Annotated in this window: 19 protein-coding genes; 14 read left to right on the plus strand and 5 right to left on the minus strand. The window is 67.4% G+C overall.

The annotated features are described in order from the left end of the window. Nucleotides 1-7: 7 nt before the first annotated feature. Nucleotides 8-652 carry a Tim44/TimA family putative adaptor protein gene (locus BM009_RS02840; protein WP_093293565.1) on the minus strand — a complete coding sequence of 215 codons (645 nt, stop codon included), beginning with the start codon at nucleotides 650-652 and terminating at the stop codon, nucleotides 8-10. 161 nt (nucleotides 653-813) lie between these two features. Between BM009_RS02840 and secB the strand changes: the two genes are divergently transcribed. The 3 genes from secB to trpS all read left to right on the plus strand — a co-directional run bounded on the left by secB (nucleotide 814) and on the right by trpS (nucleotide 4222). Beyond that, nucleotides 814-1317 carry a protein-export chaperone SecB gene (secB, locus tag BM009_RS02845; protein ID WP_093293568.1) on the plus strand — a complete coding sequence of 168 codons (504 nt, stop codon included), beginning with the start codon at nucleotides 814-816 and terminating at the stop codon, nucleotides 1315-1317. Between the two features lie 241 nt (nucleotides 1318-1558). Beyond that, nucleotides 1559-3127, plus strand: a complete 1569-nt coding sequence (gene murJ / locus BM009_RS02850) for a murein biosynthesis integral membrane protein MurJ (protein WP_093293570.1) — start codon at nucleotides 1559-1561, stop codon at nucleotides 3125-3127. A gap of 105 nt (nucleotides 3128-3232) precedes the next feature. Continuing rightward, entirely contained in the window at nucleotides 3233-4222 is a 990-nt protein-coding gene (gene trpS, locus BM009_RS02855) for a tryptophan--tRNA ligase (RefSeq protein ID WP_093293573.1), read from the plus strand. A gap of 184 nt (nucleotides 4223-4406) precedes the next feature. Here trpS and fliP read toward each other — a convergent pair whose 3' ends face one another. The 3 genes from fliP to BM009_RS02870 are packed head-to-tail and all read right to left on the minus strand — an operon-like array spanning nucleotide 4407 to nucleotide 6062. Beyond that, entirely contained in the window at nucleotides 4407-5162 is a 756-nt protein-coding gene (gene fliP, locus BM009_RS02860) for a flagellar type III secretion system pore protein FliP (RefSeq protein ID WP_093293575.1), read from the minus strand. Continuing rightward, nucleotides 5155-5811, minus strand: a complete 657-nt coding sequence (locus BM009_RS02865; protein WP_254772122.1) for a flagellar biosynthetic protein FliO — start codon at nucleotides 5809-5811, stop codon at nucleotides 5155-5157. Before BM009_RS02865 ends, fliP begins: the two co-directional genes overlap by 8 nt. A 14-nt stretch (nucleotides 5812-5825) precedes the next feature. Further along, nucleotides 5826-6062 (minus strand): FliM/FliN family flagellar motor switch protein, encoded by a 237-nt coding sequence (locus tag BM009_RS02870; RefSeq protein WP_010545357.1) that lies wholly within the window; start codon nucleotides 6060-6062, stop codon nucleotides 5826-5828. 116 nt (nucleotides 6063-6178) lie between these two features. On the opposite strand from BM009_RS02870, the gene flgC reads away from it, so the two are divergent. From flgC to BM009_RS02915, 9 genes are all read left to right on the plus strand, one after another. Further along, nucleotides 6179-6586: a flagellar basal body rod protein FlgC gene (flgC, locus tag BM009_RS02875; RefSeq protein ID WP_093293579.1), complete on the plus strand. Its 408-nt coding sequence runs from the start codon at nucleotides 6179-6181 to the stop codon at nucleotides 6584-6586. 12 nt (nucleotides 6587-6598) lie between these two features. Next, nucleotides 6599-6922 (plus strand): flagellar hook-basal body complex protein FliE, encoded by a 324-nt coding sequence (locus tag BM009_RS02880; RefSeq protein WP_093293581.1) that lies wholly within the window; start codon nucleotides 6599-6601, stop codon nucleotides 6920-6922. Nucleotides 6923-6939: 17 nt separating this feature from the next. Continuing rightward, complete coding sequence (locus BM009_RS02885; RefSeq protein ID WP_093293584.1) at nucleotides 6940-7203, plus strand: flagellar biosynthetic protein FliQ; 264 nt, start codon at nucleotides 6940-6942, stop codon at nucleotides 7201-7203. Further along, nucleotides 7200-7958, plus strand: a complete 759-nt coding sequence (gene fliR / locus BM009_RS02890) for a flagellar biosynthetic protein FliR (protein ID WP_093293586.1) — start codon at nucleotides 7200-7202, stop codon at nucleotides 7956-7958. The genes BM009_RS02885 and fliR overlap by 4 nt, the downstream gene beginning before the upstream one ends. After that, nucleotides 7958-9031 carry a flagellar biosynthesis protein FlhB gene (flhB, locus tag BM009_RS02895; RefSeq protein WP_093293589.1) on the plus strand — a complete coding sequence of 358 codons (1074 nt, stop codon included), beginning with the start codon at nucleotides 7958-7960 and terminating at the stop codon, nucleotides 9029-9031. Before fliR ends, flhB begins: the two co-directional genes overlap by 1 nt. A 101-nt stretch (nucleotides 9032-9132) precedes the next feature. Further along, nucleotides 9133-11223 (plus strand): TonB-dependent siderophore receptor, encoded by a 2091-nt coding sequence (locus BM009_RS02900; RefSeq protein WP_093293591.1) that lies wholly within the window; start codon nucleotides 9133-9135, stop codon nucleotides 11221-11223. Nucleotides 11224-11231: 8 nt separating this feature from the next. Further along, nucleotides 11232-11531: a ketohydroxyglutarate aldolase gene (locus BM009_RS02905; protein WP_093293594.1), complete on the plus strand. Its 300-nt coding sequence runs from the start codon at nucleotides 11232-11234 to the stop codon at nucleotides 11529-11531. Next, nucleotides 11528-13018, plus strand: a complete 1491-nt coding sequence (locus tag BM009_RS02910; protein ID WP_093293597.1) for a PepSY-associated TM helix domain-containing protein — start codon at nucleotides 11528-11530, stop codon at nucleotides 13016-13018. Before BM009_RS02905 ends, BM009_RS02910 begins: the two co-directional genes overlap by 4 nt. Continuing rightward, nucleotides 13015-13332: a DUF3325 family protein gene (locus BM009_RS02915; protein ID WP_093293600.1), complete on the plus strand. Its 318-nt coding sequence runs from the start codon at nucleotides 13015-13017 to the stop codon at nucleotides 13330-13332. Before BM009_RS02910 ends, BM009_RS02915 begins: the two co-directional genes overlap by 4 nt. 3 nt (nucleotides 13333-13335) lie before the next feature. On the opposite strand, the gene BM009_RS02920 is transcribed toward BM009_RS02915, so the two are convergent. Then, on the minus strand, nucleotides 13336-13830 hold the full coding sequence (locus BM009_RS02920; protein WP_093293603.1) for a nucleoside deaminase: 495 nt from the start codon (nucleotides 13828-13830) through the stop codon (nucleotides 13336-13338). Nucleotides 13831-14015: 185 nt separating this feature from the next. Here BM009_RS02920 and BM009_RS02925 point away from each other — a divergent pair, with 185 nt between their 5' ends. Both BM009_RS02925 and BM009_RS02930 read left to right on the plus strand, forming a co-directional pair. Beyond that, nucleotides 14016-14198 carry a hypothetical protein gene (locus BM009_RS02925; RefSeq protein ID WP_093293606.1) on the plus strand — a complete coding sequence of 61 codons (183 nt, stop codon included), beginning with the start codon at nucleotides 14016-14018 and terminating at the stop codon, nucleotides 14196-14198. Between the two features lie 53 nt (nucleotides 14199-14251). Beyond that, the gene (locus BM009_RS02930; protein WP_093293609.1) at nucleotides 14252-14629 is read left to right on the plus strand and encodes a glycine zipper 2TM domain-containing protein; all 378 of its coding nucleotides are present in this window, start codon (nucleotides 14252-14254) and stop codon (nucleotides 14627-14629) included. Nucleotides 14630-14641: the final 12 nt, after the last annotated feature.

A 14641-nucleotide genomic window follows, 5' to 3' on the forward strand; every position in this document is an offset into this window, starting at 1 on the left:
CCGCCCCTCAGGCTTCGTCGGTCTCGACCAGCTTCCAGTTCGGATCGTCGCTGCGCAGCTTGCGGGCGAAGGTCCAGACGTCGTGCGTGGTCACCGCATCGCTCAGCGAGCCGGCGATCACATTGCCCTCGGCATCGCGGGTCACCGCAACGATATCGGCATCGAAGCGCACGGTGACGCGGGCCACCTTGTTCTCCACGCCGGCTTCGGAAATGGTCGCACGCTCGATCGCGACGAGGCGGTTGTCGAGGACTTCGCCGGTCACCTTGCGAGCGGCAATCGCCTGCTCGAACGCGGCGCGCACCTCGTCGTCGACCAGGAATCGCAGGGTTTCCTCGTCGCCCTTCCAAAAGGCTTCGAGCACCATGCGATAGGCCGACTTGGCACCTTCCAGGAACTTGGCGACATCGAAGCTCGTATCGGCCGAGACGACGGCACGCAGGCCGGTCTCCGCACCCGAGTCGATCGTACGGTTTGCCGAGTCGCGGACCTCGGGCAGCGCCTCGATCGTCCGCGTCACGGGCGGCGCGGCGAGGCGCTCTTCGGCAGGCTTGGGCAGCGGTTGCTCATGCCCGGTACGCTTGCCGAGTACCGCATACAACCGAAGCGCCAGGAAACCGGCCACCATCGCGAACAGAATGACGTAGAACACTGGCCCTCCAAAGCCTCCGTCTCTAGTACATAGGCCTTCGTGCCCCGGGATTCAAACCGTACGATGGGCCGTGCGATTGCACCACCGGCACACGCCTGCTAGTCGCTTGCCCCGTAACGCGCCACGGGCGCGAAATTCTCCTGCATAAAGAGGAAAGTTGGATGGCCGAGAACGACACCTATGCCGGCATCGGCGCCGAAGGCGGCGCGGACGATGCGCCCCAGGCGGGCGTGCTGTCGCAATATGTGAAGGATCTCTCGTTCGAGAATCCGAACGCACCGGCAATCTACCAGCAGCAGACGCCGCCGGCGATCGACGTGCAGTTCAACATCGGTTCGAACAAGGTCGGCGACGATGTGTACGAAGTCGCGCTGAAGATCGAAGTTCGCGCCCAGGCCGGCGAGCAGGTCGCGTTCATCGTCGACCTCACCTATGCGGGCCTGTTCGCGCTCCGCAACATTCCCCAGGAAGCGCTCGATCCGTTCCTGCTCGGCGAAGCGCCGCGCATCCTGTTCCCCTTCGCGCGCCGCGTGCTGGCCGACCAGGTCCGCGACGGTGGCTTCCCGCCGCTGATGCTGGAGCCGATCGACTTCGCCGGCATCTACATGCAGCAGCGCGCCCAGCAGGAAGGCGCGATCGGCTTCGAAGAAGCCGGCCACGCCTGAATCGGGCTATGACCGCCGCCGGCGCGTCCATTCCTCCCCTGCCGTGCAGGGGAGGGGGACCGCGCCGCGCAGCGGCGTGGTGGAGGGGCCGCCGCGAACGCGGCGGAGCGCCTGAAGCCACAAACATACCGCGCCTCGCGGCGCGGCCCCTCCACCCCCGCCTTCGGCGGCGGTCCCCCTCCCCCGTCAAGCCGGGGGAGGATCTTGCCAGCAAGCTCCAGCAAATGACGGCGAAATATCGATGAAGCTTGTGCGCAGCCTGGGTTCGGTGGGCGGTCTCACGCTTGCCAGTCGCGTCCTCGCGCTGGTCCGCGATTCGCTCCAGGCGCGCTATGTCGGCGCCAATTTCGCGTCGGACGCCTTTCTCGTCGCCTTCCGCCTGCCCAACATGTTCCGCGCCTTCTTCGCCGAAGGCGCCTTCGCATCGGCGTTCATCCCGATGTTCAACCAGAAGCTGGGCGTGAACGGCGAGCGCGGCGCTGCCTATGACTTCGCCGAGCGCACGCTTTCCGTCCTCTTCCTCATCCTGCTCGTGCTGACGCTGGTGGCGCTCGCCGCCGCCTGGCCGCTCACCGCCGTGCTTTCGGGCGGGTTCGAGAAGCAGCACCCGACGGGCGACCAGTTCGCCTTCGCGGTGCAGCTGTCGCGGATCACCATTCCCTATCTGATGCTGATCTGCCTCGCCTCGCTGCTCGGCGGTATCCTCAACTCGCTCGACAAGTTCTGGGTCAACGCCGCAGCGCCCATCCTGCTCAACATCGCGATGGTCACCGGCCTGTTCTTCTTCCACGGCACGCCCGAGGAGACCGCGCGGGTGCAGGCGATCGCGGTGCCGATGGGCGGACTGCTCCAGCTCGGCTGGCTCGCGCTCGCCTGCCGCGCCTCGGGCGTGTCGCTGCGCCCGCGCCTGCCCCGGATCGACGAGGATGTGCGCCGGCTGATGAAGCTGATCCTGCCCGCCGCCGTGGGCGCCGGCGCGGTGCAGCTCAACCTCGTCATCTCCACTGCGCTGTCGGGCAAGCTGCTCGGCGAGGGCTCGATCTCGTACATCTATTATGCCGATCGGCTGAACCAGCTGCCGCTGGGGATGATCGGCATCGGCCTCGGCACCATCCTGCTGCCTACCATCTCGCGGCTGCTCGGCGCGGGCAAGGAGGCGGAAGCGATGGAGACGCAGAACCGCGGCATGGAGCTGGCGCTGTTCCTCACCCTGCCCGCGATGGTCGCGCTGATCGTCTCGGCCGAGCCGATCGTGCGCGGGCTGTTCCAGTACGGCCACTTCACGCCCGAGGACACGGTGAAATGCGCCTGGGCACTGGCCGGCTTCTCGATCGGCCTGCCCTCCTACATCCTGGTCAAGGTGCTGACCCCCGGCTTCTACGCCCGGCAGGACACCAAGACGCCGGTGCGGCTGGCGATGATATCGGTCGCGGTGAATATCGCCGCCAATCTCGCGCTGATCCCGCTGATCGCGCATCTCGGGCCGCCGCTCGCCACCGCGCTTTCGTCGACCGTCAACGTCACGATGCTCTACCTGACCCTCCGCAAGCGCGGGCACTTCACCGTCGATCGTCAACTCGCCCGCCGGGTGCCGCGGCTCGCGCTCGCCGCGATCCTGATGGGCGTGGCGCTCTGGGCCGGAGCTGGACTTCTCGACCCTTGGCTGAACGGCCGGATCTGGGAACGCTACACGGGTCTCGTGATCCTCGTCGGCGCCGGCTGCGCGATCTATGTCGCCGCCTGCTTCGCCACCCGCGCCTTCCTGCTTTCGGACATCAAGGCGCTGGTCCGCCGCCGCACCGCGCGGTAGAGCGCCCGCGTCCTGGCAATTCGCGCGGCCGCAAGCACCCCCGCCGCCATGGACCCGCGGCCGGTCCAACGGCCGAACGGTCAACCGGGTGCGGAGTGAATATCAATGCGCGTCGTCTCGGGCATCCAGACCACCGGCAACCTTCACCTCGGCAATTATCTGGGCGCCATCAAGCAGTGGGTCGCGATGCAGGATCAGGGCGAATGCCTGTTCTTCCTCGCCGACCTCCACGCCCTCACCGGCAGCATCACCCCGGCCGAGCTCGCCAACTCGACGATCGAGATGGCCGCCACGCTGTTCGCCGCGGGCATCGACGATCGCTCGATCCTGTTCAACCAGGCGCGCGTCTCCGCCCATGCCGAGCTCTGCTGGATCCTCCAGGGCACCGCGCGAATGGGCTGGCTGAACCGGATGACCCAGTGGAAGGACAAGGCCGGCAAGAACCGCGACGGCGCCAGCGTCGGGCTGTTCACCTATCCGGTGCTCCAGGCCGCCGACATCCTGGTCTACCAGGCGACGCACGTCCCCGTCGGCGAGGACCAGAAGCAGCATCTGGAACTCACCCGCGACATCGCAACCAAGTTCAACCAGGATTTCGGCGTCGAGCTGTTCCCGCTGCCCGAGCCGCTGATCAGCAAGGCCGCGCCGCGGATCATGAGCCTGCGCGACGGCAATGCGAAGATGTCCAAGTCCGATCCCTCGGACCTGAGCCGCATCAACCTGATCGACGACAACGACACGATCGCCGCCAAGTGCCGCAAGGCCAAGACGGATCCCGAGCCGCTGCCGGAATCGTTCGACGCGCTGGCGGAGCGGCCCGAGGCGCGCAACCTGGTGACGATCTTCGCCGCCCTTTCGGACCGCGATCCGCAATCGGTGGTGGAGGAATATGCCGGCCAGGGCTTCGGCGCGTTCAAGCCGGCGCTGGCGGACCTGACCATCTCGGTGCTCGGCCCGATCCGCGAGCGGCTGACCGCGTTGCTCGACGATCGTGCCGAGGTGGGCGCCAAGCTCGCCAAGGGTGCCGGCCGGGCGAGCGCGCTGGCGGCGCCGACGCTCAAGGCGGCGCAGCAGGCGGTGGGCCTGCAGGTCTGATCTCGCCCCTTCCCTTCTTCTAAATCCTCCTCCCGCTTGCGGGAGGGGTTAGGGGAGGGTGCGTGAGGTTCGCAGGCGATCCGTGGAAAGGGAGCGTGTCCGGGTCAGTGCGCTTCTTTGGACGCATGCTCTGCTTCCCGCACACACCCTCCCCCTACCCCTCCCCCTTGCGGGAGGACGAACCTCAATGCGTGAAGCTCTTCACCAGCGAGCCGGCGACCAGCGCCCAGCCATCGACCAGCACGAAGAAGATGATCTTCATCGGCAGCGCGATCGTCGTCGGCGGCAGCATCATCATGCCCATCGCCATCAGCACCGCGGACACTGCCAGGTCGATCACCAGGAACGGCAGCAGCAAGAGGAAGCCGATCTCGAACGCGCGGCGCAGTTCGGAGATCATGAAGGCCGGCGCCAGCGTGGTCAGCGGCGTATCGGCGCGCGTCGCGATCTTCTTGTTGGCGAGGTCGGCGAACAGCTTGAGGTCGCTGTCGCGCACCTGCCCCAGCATGAACTGGCGGAAAGGCTCGCTGGTCTTCTCGAACGCCGCGACCTCGGTCAGCTTGCCCTTGGTATAGGGCTCGACGCCCTCGTTCCACGCCTTCTCGAAGGTTGGCGCCATCACGAAGAAGCTGAGGAACAGCGCAAGGCTGATGATCACCGGGTTCGGCGGCACGCCGGGCGAACCGATGCCGGTGCGCAGCAGCGACAGCGCCACCACCATGCGGGTGAAGCTGGTCACCGTCATCAGCAGGCCCGGGGCCAGGCTGAGCACGGTCAGCATCAGCACCAGCTGGATGGCCTTGGCCGAAAGCGGCCCCTCGCCGCCGATGCTGATGGTCGCGCCCTGCGCCGCCGCCTGGGCGGCGGGCGCAACGGCTTGCGCGTGCGCCGCGACCGGCAGCACGATCAGCAGTGCGGCCGCGGCAAGCAGTTTACGCATTCAGTGCCTCGCGCACGGCGCGCTTGTTCCAGCGCGTGGTGTCGCGCGGGATACGGGTGCGCGCAGATGCAGTCCGGGCCTTGCGGGCGCGCGGCGCGGTCTCGGCAACAGCCTCCTGGGCCTCCTCACCTTCGTCGGCTTCAGCGGCGGGTTCCGCATCGTTCGCTGCCAGCGGCAGGCTCGCTGCAGGCTCGGCAGCGGCGACTATGGGAGCTTCCACCGGCGCTTCCGGGGCGATCTCGGCCGCCGGCGAAGCGTCGGGGCGCACCCGATCCACCATCGCCTTGAAGTCGAGCTTGCCGGCCAGCTTGGCCACGCCTGCCTTCAGCACCGCCAGATCGTCCTCGATCTTGGCAGTACCCTCGGCAGCCGCGGTGGCTTCCGCCACCGGCTGCGGCGGCGCGATGATGCCGGTCTCGATCGTGGCATGGCCCTCGGGGCCGATGAAGATCAGGTGCTCGCACCCGTCGCGACGGATCAGCGCGACCGAGCGCTTGGCGTCCACCGCCAGCCGCTCGACCAGTTCCACCCGCTTGCGCCCCCCACCGGTCACGCGGCCCGGCAGCTTCAGATCATAGCGACGAACAACCCACAATGCCGTTGCCAGCATCCCCAACACCAGGCCCAGAGCGCCCAGCGTACGCAGCATCGACAAGAGATCCATCAGTTACGCGACTTCTTCACGAGTTCGGAAATTTCGAGCGACATGACCTCGCCGTCGACAAGGATGCGCCCCAGCGCGACCAGCTCGCCATTGACATAGACCATGCTGGGATCGTCCTGTCCGCAATCCAGCGGGATCATCGCCCCGCGGCTCATCTGCAGGATCTGCCGGACCGGCACTTCGGTAGAACCGAGCACCACCGACATTTCGATCATGATTCCATCGAGTACGGACATGCGTCTCCCTTTCCCCCTGACTTATAGGAACCTTTTTTCCGCCCCCGGCGCCCAGCCCGGCAAAATTTGCCTACAATGATGGCGTGGGCCGCTTTCAGGCTCGTGGAGGATCAACAATGGATTTGGATGCTTCGCTGGGCGTTTCCGCCTCGGGTCTGCGCGCGCAGTCGCTGCGGATGCGCACCATCGCGGAAAATCTCGCGAACCAGGATTCGGTCGCCGATACCCCGGGCGGCAATCCCTATCGCCGCAAGGTTGTGAGCTTCCAGGCAGCGGTGGACCGCGCCAATGGCGGCACCGGCGTGAAGGTGAAGTCGATCCAGAACGACCAGTCGGATTTCGTGAAGGTCTACCAGCCGGGCCACCCGGCGGCGGACGCGCAGGGCTATGTGCTGCGCCCCAACGTCAACAGCCTGATCGAAAGCGCCGACATGAAGGCGGCGCAGCGCAGCTACGAAGCCAATCTGAACGCCATCGAAGCGGCCAAGAGCCTGACGATGCGCACCATCGATCTGCTCAAGTAAGGAATTCGGATCATGTCCATCGGAGCATTGGACGCCAGCAAGGCCTATGGCCGCGCCGCGTCGATCGGCAACACGCTCAGCAAGGCCGCCGGCGGCGGCGAGATCGGTGACGATCAGCAGTCGGGCTTCGGCGCGATGGTCGAGAACCTGGTCGGCGGCACCGCGGACAAGCTGCGCAGCGCGGAGGCCGCCTCGGCCAAGCAGGTTGCCGGCAAGGGCGACCTGATCGACGTCGTCACCGCGATCGGCGCTGCCGAGACCGCGCTCGACACCATGGTCGCCGTGCGCGACCGCGTCGTCGGTGCCTATACCGACATCATGCGCATGCAGATCTGACGAAGGCACGCACGACCATGTCGCCCGCGCAGCTGATCAGCCTCACCGAATCCGCACTGATGCTGATCCTCACCGTTGTCGGGCCGCTGCTGCTGACGTCGCTGATCGTCGGCGTGTTCGTCGGCCTGCTCCAGGCCCTTACCCAGATTCAGGAAACCACCCTCACCTTCGTGCCCAAGCTGGTCGCGATGGGGCTGGTGTTCCTGCTGATGCTGCCCACGATCGGCCAGGCCCTTGGCCAGTTCATGGCCAAGATCAGCGACATGATCATCCACGGATGATCGTCCCCCCCGATCTCGCGCTGCAGGTCTCGGCCTTTTTCATCGTCTTCGCGCGGGTCGGGGCGGTGCTGATGCTGCTCCCCGTCTTCGGCGAAGACGCGATCCCCGGCCGCATCCGGCTGTTCATCGCCTTCGCCATGTCGTTCGCGATCTATTGCCTGATCGGCGAGCCTGCCCGCGCCGCGGTGCAGGCCGGCGCCGTGCTCCCCGCGATCCTGGTGACCGAACTGATCACCGGGCTCGCCATGGGGATGATCGTCAAGATCCTGTTCTTCTCGATCTCGATGGCGGGTTCACTGATGAGCCTCCAGATCGGCCTGTCTTCGGCGGTGATCTTCGATCCCTCGCAGTCCGGCCAGGCGCCGATCCTGTCGAAGCTGGTCGGCATCGTCGCTGCGCTGGTGTGCATGGGCATGCAGGTGCATCATTTGTGGCTCGGCGCGATCGTCCACAGCTACCAGACCTTCCCGATCGGCGGCATGCCGCCGATGCACGATTTCGCCGAGCTGGCGGTCGAGGCGATCGGGCGGTCGATGACGCTGGGCATCAGCCTGGCGGCCCCCTTCCTCGTCTACGGCATCGTCTTCAACGTCGCGCTCGGCCTCGCCGCGCGTGTCGCCCCGGCCATCCAGGTCTTCTTCATCGCCCAGCCGCTCAACTTGCTGCTCGGCATCGCGCTGATGATCACCACCCTCGGTACCATGCTCACCTTCTTCGCCCAGACCATGGGCGACGTGCTGCAAAAGGGCTGGTGATGGCGGGCGGCGGCGACGATTCGGACGACAAGACCCAGGAACCTACCGACAAGAAGCTCGAGGACGCGCGAAAGCGCGGCGACGTGCCGATGGCGCCGGAAATGCGCCATGCCGCGATGTTCGTCGCGGCCTTGGTGGTGATGGGCGGGCTCGGCACCTATACGGTCCAGCAGATGGGCAATCTGTTCGTCCGCCTGTGGGGCGGCGCCGACGATTTCCGGATGGAGCCCGACGGCGCGCAGAGCTTCGCCACCGGCCTGTTCGGCGCGGTGGGCACCACGCTCGCGCCGATCCTCGGGGCGCTGTTCTGCTTCGCGATCCTCGGCGGCGTGCTCCAGGGCCGGCCGATGATCAGCTGGTCGCGCGTCAAGCCCAAGTGGAACAAGCTCAACCCGATGAACGGCGCCAAGCGCCTGTTCGGCAAGCAGGCCATGGTGGAGTTCCTCAAGACCTTCGCCAAGCTGTGCCTGGTCGGCGGCATCGGCGCGGCAGTCGCCTGGCCGCATGCCGCGACGATCGACCGACTGGTCGGTGCCGACCTGGTCGATACCGGCGCGGCGGCGAGCGATATTGTCCATGCCATGCTCCGCCCGATCGCGACGCTGGTGGGCGCGCTGGCGCTGTTCGACTTCGTATGGCAGCGCCGCTCGTTCATGAAGCGGATGCGGATGAGCCTTCAGGAAGTGAAGGACGAGTATAAGCAGAGCGAGGGCGACCCCAAGATCAAGGCCAAGATCCGCAGCATGCAGATGCAGCGCTCGCGCAGCCGGATGATGTCCAACGTCCCCAAGGCCAGCGTCGTCATCACCAACCCGACCCATTATGCCATCGCGCTCCAGTACGACCATGGCAGCATGGGCGCGCCGGTAGTGGTGGCCAAGGGCGTCGACACGATCGCGCTCAAGATCCGCGAGATCGCCGCCGAGCACAACATCCCGCTTGTCGAGAACCGCCCCCTCGCCCGCGCGCTCTACGCCAGCGCCGAGCTCGACCAGCCGATCCCGGTCGAGCACTACGCCGCCGTGGCCGAGGTGATCAGCTACGTCATGCGGATCGCACGCGGCCTCCGCTGAGGCGAATCTCGCGCACAAATTTGATAATGCGATTGACTCGCAATACACAGCATCTCTAAAGGCTCGCCTACATAACGAGACCCAAAGGGATTAGCTGGATCATGCAATTGTCGCTGCGCACCGCCTTGCTCACCACCGCGCTGTTCGCCCTGCCGGGCGTCGCCATCGCGGGTCCGGACGGCACGGCCGACAGCGACGACCAGCAGAGCCAGATCGTCGTCACCGGCATCGCCACCCAGCCCTCGCGCAGCGCGACCGGGCTGACGCTCACCCCGCGCGAGACGCCGCAATCGATCACGATCATCGACCAGCAGCGGATCGAGGATTTCCAGCTCACCAACATCAACGACCTGCTCGACCAGACCGTCGGCATCAATGTCGAACGGGTCGAGAGCGACCGGACCTATTACAACTCGCGCGGCTTCGACATCACCAGCTTCCAAGTCGACGGCATCGGGCTGCCGCTGCCCTATGGCATCCAATATGGCGACCTAGACACGGCGCTGTTCGAGCGGGTGGAGGCGATCCGCGGCGCCAATGCGCTGATGACCGGCGTGGGCAATCCCTCGGCCACGATCAACTATGTCCGCAAGCGCCCGACCGACACGCTGCAGGCCACCGCCACCGCGCAGGCAGGCTCGTGGAACCGCTGGCGCGGCGAAGCCGATGTCTCGGTGCCGGTCACCGACACGGTCGGCGTCCGCGCAATCTATGCGCATGAGGAGCGCGACAGCTATCTCGACTACAACCACGTCAACCGCAACGTGTACGGCCTGATCGCCGACTGGAAGGTGACCCCGCAGCTCACCGCCACGGTCGGCTATAGCCGCCAGGACAATGATGCCGACGGCGTGCTGTGGGGCGCGCTGCCGCTGACCTATACCGATGGCAGCCGCATCCCCTATGCGCGCTCGGCGACCACCTCGGCGCCCTGGACCTATTGGGACACCACCGACCAGCGCGCCTTTGGCGAGCTCGCCTATGACCTGGGCAAGGGCTGGCAGGCCAAGGGCGTGTTCACCTATGCCAACAACAAGCAGCAGGCCCGGCTGCTCTACGCCTTCGGTGCGCCGGACAAGGCGACCGGCCTCGGCATCCAGGGCCAGGTCGGTGCCTATCCGTCTGAGACCGACCAGTATCTTGGCGATTTCACCGCCTCGGGGCCGCTGCACCTGTTCGGGCGCGAGCACCAGCTGGCGTTCGGGGTCTCGACCGGCCGGCTCGACAATCGCCAATGGGAGGGGACCGGCAAGAGCTATATCGCCTATCCCGCGGTGCCGAACCTTTCGAGCGCGGTGATCGCCGATCCGGGTACCGGGCCGATCACGCTCCAAGCCGACAGCCGTACCGACGTCACCCGAGCCTATGGCGCCGCGCACCTCAGCGTCACCGACCAGCTGAAGCTCGTGGTCGGCGGCAGCGCAACCTGGCTGAAGTCCAGCGGCATCTCCTACGGCGCCGACCAGTATCGCAAGAACAGCCGCGTCAGCCCCTATGCCGGGCTGACCTACGACCTGACCAAGAACATTTCGGTCTACGCAAGCTATACCGACATCTTCAATCCGCAGATCGAGGTGGACCGGACCGGCCGCCGGCTCGATCCGGTGACCGGCACCAGCATCGAGGGCGGGCTCAAGACCGAATGGTTCGGCGGGCGGCTCTACGCCACCGCCTCGCTGTTCCGCGCCAAGCAGAAGAACCTTGCAACTGCTGCAGGCCAGTTCGGCGTCGGCGATCCCGGCCAGCCCGGCAGCTATTACTATAGCGGCCTCGACACCACCTCGCGCGGCTTCGAGATCGAGCTGGCCGGCAAGGTGACCGACAACTGGACGATCAGCGGCGGCTATACTGGGCTGGAGATCCACGACGATGCCGGCACCCCCGCCCGCGTGTTCATCCCGACCAAGAGCCTGAAGCTCGCCACCACCTACACGGTACCCGAACTGCGCGACCTGAAGATGGGCACCCAGCTGCGCTGGCAGAACAAGATCCGCAGCCCGGACTTCACCGTCACGCAGGATGACTATGCCGTGCTCGACCTGATGGCGAGCATCCGCCTGGTCGATCATGTCCGCGCGGCGATCAACGTCCGCAACGTGACCGACAGCAAGTATCTTGGCAGCATCATGTGGGGCCAGGCCTTCTACGCGGCGCCGCGCAGCGTGCTCGGCAGCATCAGCTTCAGCTACTGAGGCAGGGCATGGGGGCGCATCTCCGCAGAGGCTGGGGCTACCGGGCGAACATCGCGACGCGCGCGGTGGCCGGAAGCCTCGGTGCCTATCTGGTCGCGGCGTGCTTCGCCGCGGCGGCGGCGCGGACCCTGCCCCTCCCCCGGCTCGACGCGATCGTGCCGGCGACGATGCTCGCCTTCCTCGTCGCCCCCGTGGCGACGATCTGGGCGTTCCTCGCTCCCGGTCCCCTCCGCGCACTCGGCGGCATTCTTGCCGCCGCCGCGCTGCTCGCGGGAATCGCCTGGGCGGCCGGGATGCCCGCTGCATGAGCGCGGTGCGCGACGGCGCCCGTCAGGCTATGGCGTGGCTGCACGGCTGGACCGGGTTGCTGCTCGGCTGGGTGCTGTTCGTGATGTGCCTCGCCGGCACGCTGAGCGTGTTCAAGCCCGAGATCGGCCGGTGGATGCGCCCCGAGACCACCGCCACCGCCGACCGCGCCACCGCGCTGACCGCCGCAGGCGCATGGCTCGGCAGGAACGCGCCCAACTCTTTCGGCTGGTACCTGACGCTGCCGAACGATCGCATGAACACGACCGAGGCGACCTACGACCCCGGCACCGGCTTCGTCTATCGCGCGCTCGATCCGGTCTCCGGCGCGCCCGCCCCGCGCGAGACGCTGGGCGGCGAGTTCTTCTACCGGCTGCATTTCGAACTGCAGTTGCCCTTCCCTTGGGGTCGGCTGCTCGCCTCGCTCGCGGCGATGGTGCTGCTGCTCGGGCTGATCACCGGCATCATCGCGCATCGGCGCATCTTCAAGGACTTCTTCACCTTCCGCCCCGCCAAGGGCCAGCGCTCCTGGCTCGACGGGCACAATGCGGTGGGCGTCCTCGCCTTGCCCTTCCATGTCATGATCAGCTTCACCGGCCTGCTGACCCTGGCGACGCTCAACATGCCCTGGGCGATCAACGCCAATTACGGGCAGGACATGGCAGCGATGTTCCAGGCCTTCCAGCCGGGCCAGATCGACCGCCCCGCGGCCGGCAAGCCTGCGCCGCTCGCTCCCCTCGCCCCGATGCTGGCCGAGGCCGAGCGGCGGCTGGGCCAGCCGGTGGGACGCGTCACCATCGCGCATCCTGGCGATGCCGCGGCGGTGGTCACCATGTTCCGCGACGATGCGCGCCAGATCGCCTATGCCGCAGGCGCCGTGAGCTTCGAGGGCACGACTGGCCGCGTCCTCGCCGACTTCACCGAGAACCGTCCCGCGCTCCAGACCTACGGCGTGGCGTACGGTCTCCACCTCGCCCGCTTCGCCCCGCTGGCGACGCGCTGGCTCTACTTCCTCTGCGGCGCGATGCTGACGCTGGCGGTGGCGAGCGGCATGGTGCTGTGGGTGGTCAAGCGCCGCGAGCGCGCGCCGCTCAGCCTCGGCAACCGCATCGTCGGGCGGCTCAACGCCGGCGTCCTAGCAGGCGTGCCGATCGGCTGCGTCGCCTTTCTGCTGGCCAACCGGGCATTGCCGCTCGGGATGGCCGACCGCGCCGGTGCCGAGGTCTCGGTAGCATTGTGGAGCGCCGCCGCCGCCTTGCTGCTCGGCGCCATGCTTGCGCCGAAACGGAGCTGGCCGCTGCTGCTGACTCTGCTGGCGCTCGGCTGCGCGGCGGCGGCACTGCTCGGCGGCGCCTTTGCGGACAGCGTCCAGGCGAGCGTGAGCCTCACCCTGCTCGCCGCCGCCGCCGGCTTCGGCTGGATCGGCCTGCGCCAATGGCGCCCCCGTCCCAAGCCGACGCGCCGTCGCACGCGCGAGCAGCTCGCATGATCGCCGCCGGGATGACGCTGCTCGGCATGTTCGCGCTCGCCGCAGCCATGCCCCGCCACGCGCCGGCGCTGCTCGGGGCATGGGAGCGGCGCGTGCCAGCCGCCCGGCTGCGCATCGGCGGCTGGGCCCTTTTGGCGGCAGCGCTCGCCGCCACCCTGGCTGCATCCGACTGGCCGCTCGCGCTGGTGACCTGGGGCGGCGTGCTGCCGTTCAGCGCCGCGCTCGTCCTGCTCGGCTTGACCTATGACGTCCGCCTCGCGCGCGGCGCGGCCGTACTGGGCGCGCTCGCCATCCTCGTGGGGCTGCTGCGCTAGGGCTCAGAGATTGGCCTGTTCCTCCACCGGCAGCTCGGCATCGGGGGGATAATAGAGCGTCCCGCATTCGGCGGCGAGACAGCCGCCCTCAATCACGATGTCGTCGCGATAGGCGTCGCCGATGAAGCCCAGCGTATCCACATGCCGCGCCTCGAAATACATCGGATGCACGTCGTCGCGCCCCGCGCCGTAGACCACGCGCCCGACCTTCGACCAGATCAAGGCCATCGTGCACATCCCGCAGGGCTGCAGCGTCGAGTAGAGCGTCGCCCCGCGCAATTCGAGCTCGCCGGTGCTCTCGCAAGCGCGGCGGATCGCCATCATCTCGGCATGGGCGGTGGCGTCGGGCAGTTCGTGCGTCTGGTTGCGCTCGGCCGCGAGTACCTTGCCGTCGAGCACGATCACGCAGCCGAGCGGCGAGGTGGAGGGGTCCGATCCCTTCGACCGCGCGACCTCGATCGCCATCCGCATCCACTGTTCGTCATTCTGATCGGCCATGCGCATTCTCCCAATGGAGGGGCACAACGCGCCGACGCCGCTTTGGCCGCCAGGTACCAAGGGACAGGGCGGCGCCCGCCACACCTTCGCCGCTGCGACAATTTGCGACAATGTTAGGCGGCCGCCGAAGCAACCCGGCCGGCGCTGCCGTGTTCCTTGCTCCTCCAGTCCTTTGAGGAGTCGACATGAAGATCAAGGCAATCGGATCGATCTGCGCAGCGCTCGCCGCCGCCGCCATCGTCGCCACCCCGGCGGTCGCCGCGCCGCGGCACATGGTGAAGAAGCGCGTCTGCAAGGTCGAGCAACGCGGCCATGGCATGCACCACAAGCGTATCCGGCATTGCCGCACGGTCTGGGTCCGCCGCTGAGGCACCAGCCCGGCGCCGCTTGCGGACGCCGGCACTATGCAAGGAGATACCGAATGAAGATGATGTTCACCCCGGCCCTGGCCGCCGTAGCCTGCATGGGCATGGTTGCCGTCGGCGCGCCCGCCACCGCCGCGCAGCAGCGTGATCACCGCTGGCACGACGAAGACCGGAACTGGGATCCGGCCCAATCCTATCGCGATACCAAGCACGCTCCGCGCCGGCTCGGCCGGAACGACCGGATCTATCGCGGCCGTGACGGGCGGACCTATTGCCGCCGCTCCGACGGCACGACCGGCCTGGTGATCGGCGGCGTTGCCGGCGGCGTCCTCGGCAATGTGGTCGGCGGCGGCACGCTGGGAACGCTGCTCGGTGCGGGCGGCGGCGCGCTGCTCGGGCGCCAGATCGACCGCGGCAACGTTAAGTGTAAGTGACGTGACCCAGGG

It is taken from the genome of Sphingomonas sp. NFR04 (assembly GCF_900114095.1).
Lineage (GTDB): Bacteria > Pseudomonadota > Alphaproteobacteria > Sphingomonadales > Sphingomonadaceae > Sphingomonas.

Coding starts and splice junctions, on each gene's coding strand:
- secB (WP_093293568.1), top strand. CDS start 814: ATGGCCGAGAACGACACCTATGCCGGCATCGGCGCCGAAGGCGGCGCG.
- BM009_RS02925 (WP_093293606.1), top strand. CDS start 14,016: ATGAAGATCAAGGCAATCGGATCGATCTGCGCAGCGCTCGCCGCCGCC.
- BM009_RS02910 (WP_093293597.1), top strand. CDS start 11,528: ATGAGCGCGGTGCGCGACGGCGCCCGTCAGGCTATGGCGTGGCTGCAC.
- BM009_RS02930 (WP_093293609.1), top strand. CDS start 14,252: ATGAAGATGATGTTCACCCCGGCCCTGGCCGCCGTAGCCTGCATGGGC.
- flhB (WP_093293589.1), top strand. CDS start 7,958: ATGGCGGGCGGCGGCGACGATTCGGACGACAAGACCCAGGAACCTACC.
- BM009_RS02905 (WP_093293594.1), top strand. CDS start 11,232: ATGGGGGCGCATCTCCGCAGAGGCTGGGGCTACCGGGCGAACATCGCG.
- BM009_RS02880 (WP_093293581.1), top strand. CDS start 6,599: ATGTCCATCGGAGCATTGGACGCCAGCAAGGCCTATGGCCGCGCCGCG.
- fliR (WP_093293586.1), top strand. CDS start 7,200: ATGATCGTCCCCCCCGATCTCGCGCTGCAGGTCTCGGCCTTTTTCATC.
- BM009_RS02920 (WP_093293603.1), bottom strand. CDS start 13,830: ATGGCCGATCAGAATGACGAACAGTGGATGCGGATGGCGATCGAGGTC.
- BM009_RS02865 (WP_254772122.1), bottom strand. CDS start 5,811: ATGCTGCGTACGCTGGGCGCTCTGGGCCTGGTGTTGGGGATGCTGGCA.
- fliP (WP_093293575.1), bottom strand. CDS start 5,162: ATGCGTAAACTGCTTGCCGCGGCCGCACTGCTGATCGTGCTGCCGGTC.
- BM009_RS02900 (WP_093293591.1), top strand. CDS start 9,133: ATGCAATTGTCGCTGCGCACCGCCTTGCTCACCACCGCGCTGTTCGCC.
- BM009_RS02870 (WP_010545357.1), bottom strand. CDS start 6,062: ATGTCCGTACTCGATGGAATCATGATCGAAATGTCGGTGGTGCTCGGT.
- trpS (WP_093293573.1), top strand. CDS start 3,233: ATGCGCGTCGTCTCGGGCATCCAGACCACCGGCAACCTTCACCTCGGC.
- BM009_RS02885 (WP_093293584.1), top strand. CDS start 6,940: ATGTCGCCCGCGCAGCTGATCAGCCTCACCGAATCCGCACTGATGCTG.
- flgC (WP_093293579.1), top strand. CDS start 6,179: ATGGATTTGGATGCTTCGCTGGGCGTTTCCGCCTCGGGTCTGCGCGCG.
- BM009_RS02915 (WP_093293600.1), top strand. CDS start 13,015: ATGATCGCCGCCGGGATGACGCTGCTCGGCATGTTCGCGCTCGCCGCA.
- murJ (WP_093293570.1), top strand. CDS start 1,559: ATGAAGCTTGTGCGCAGCCTGGGTTCGGTGGGCGGTCTCACGCTTGCC.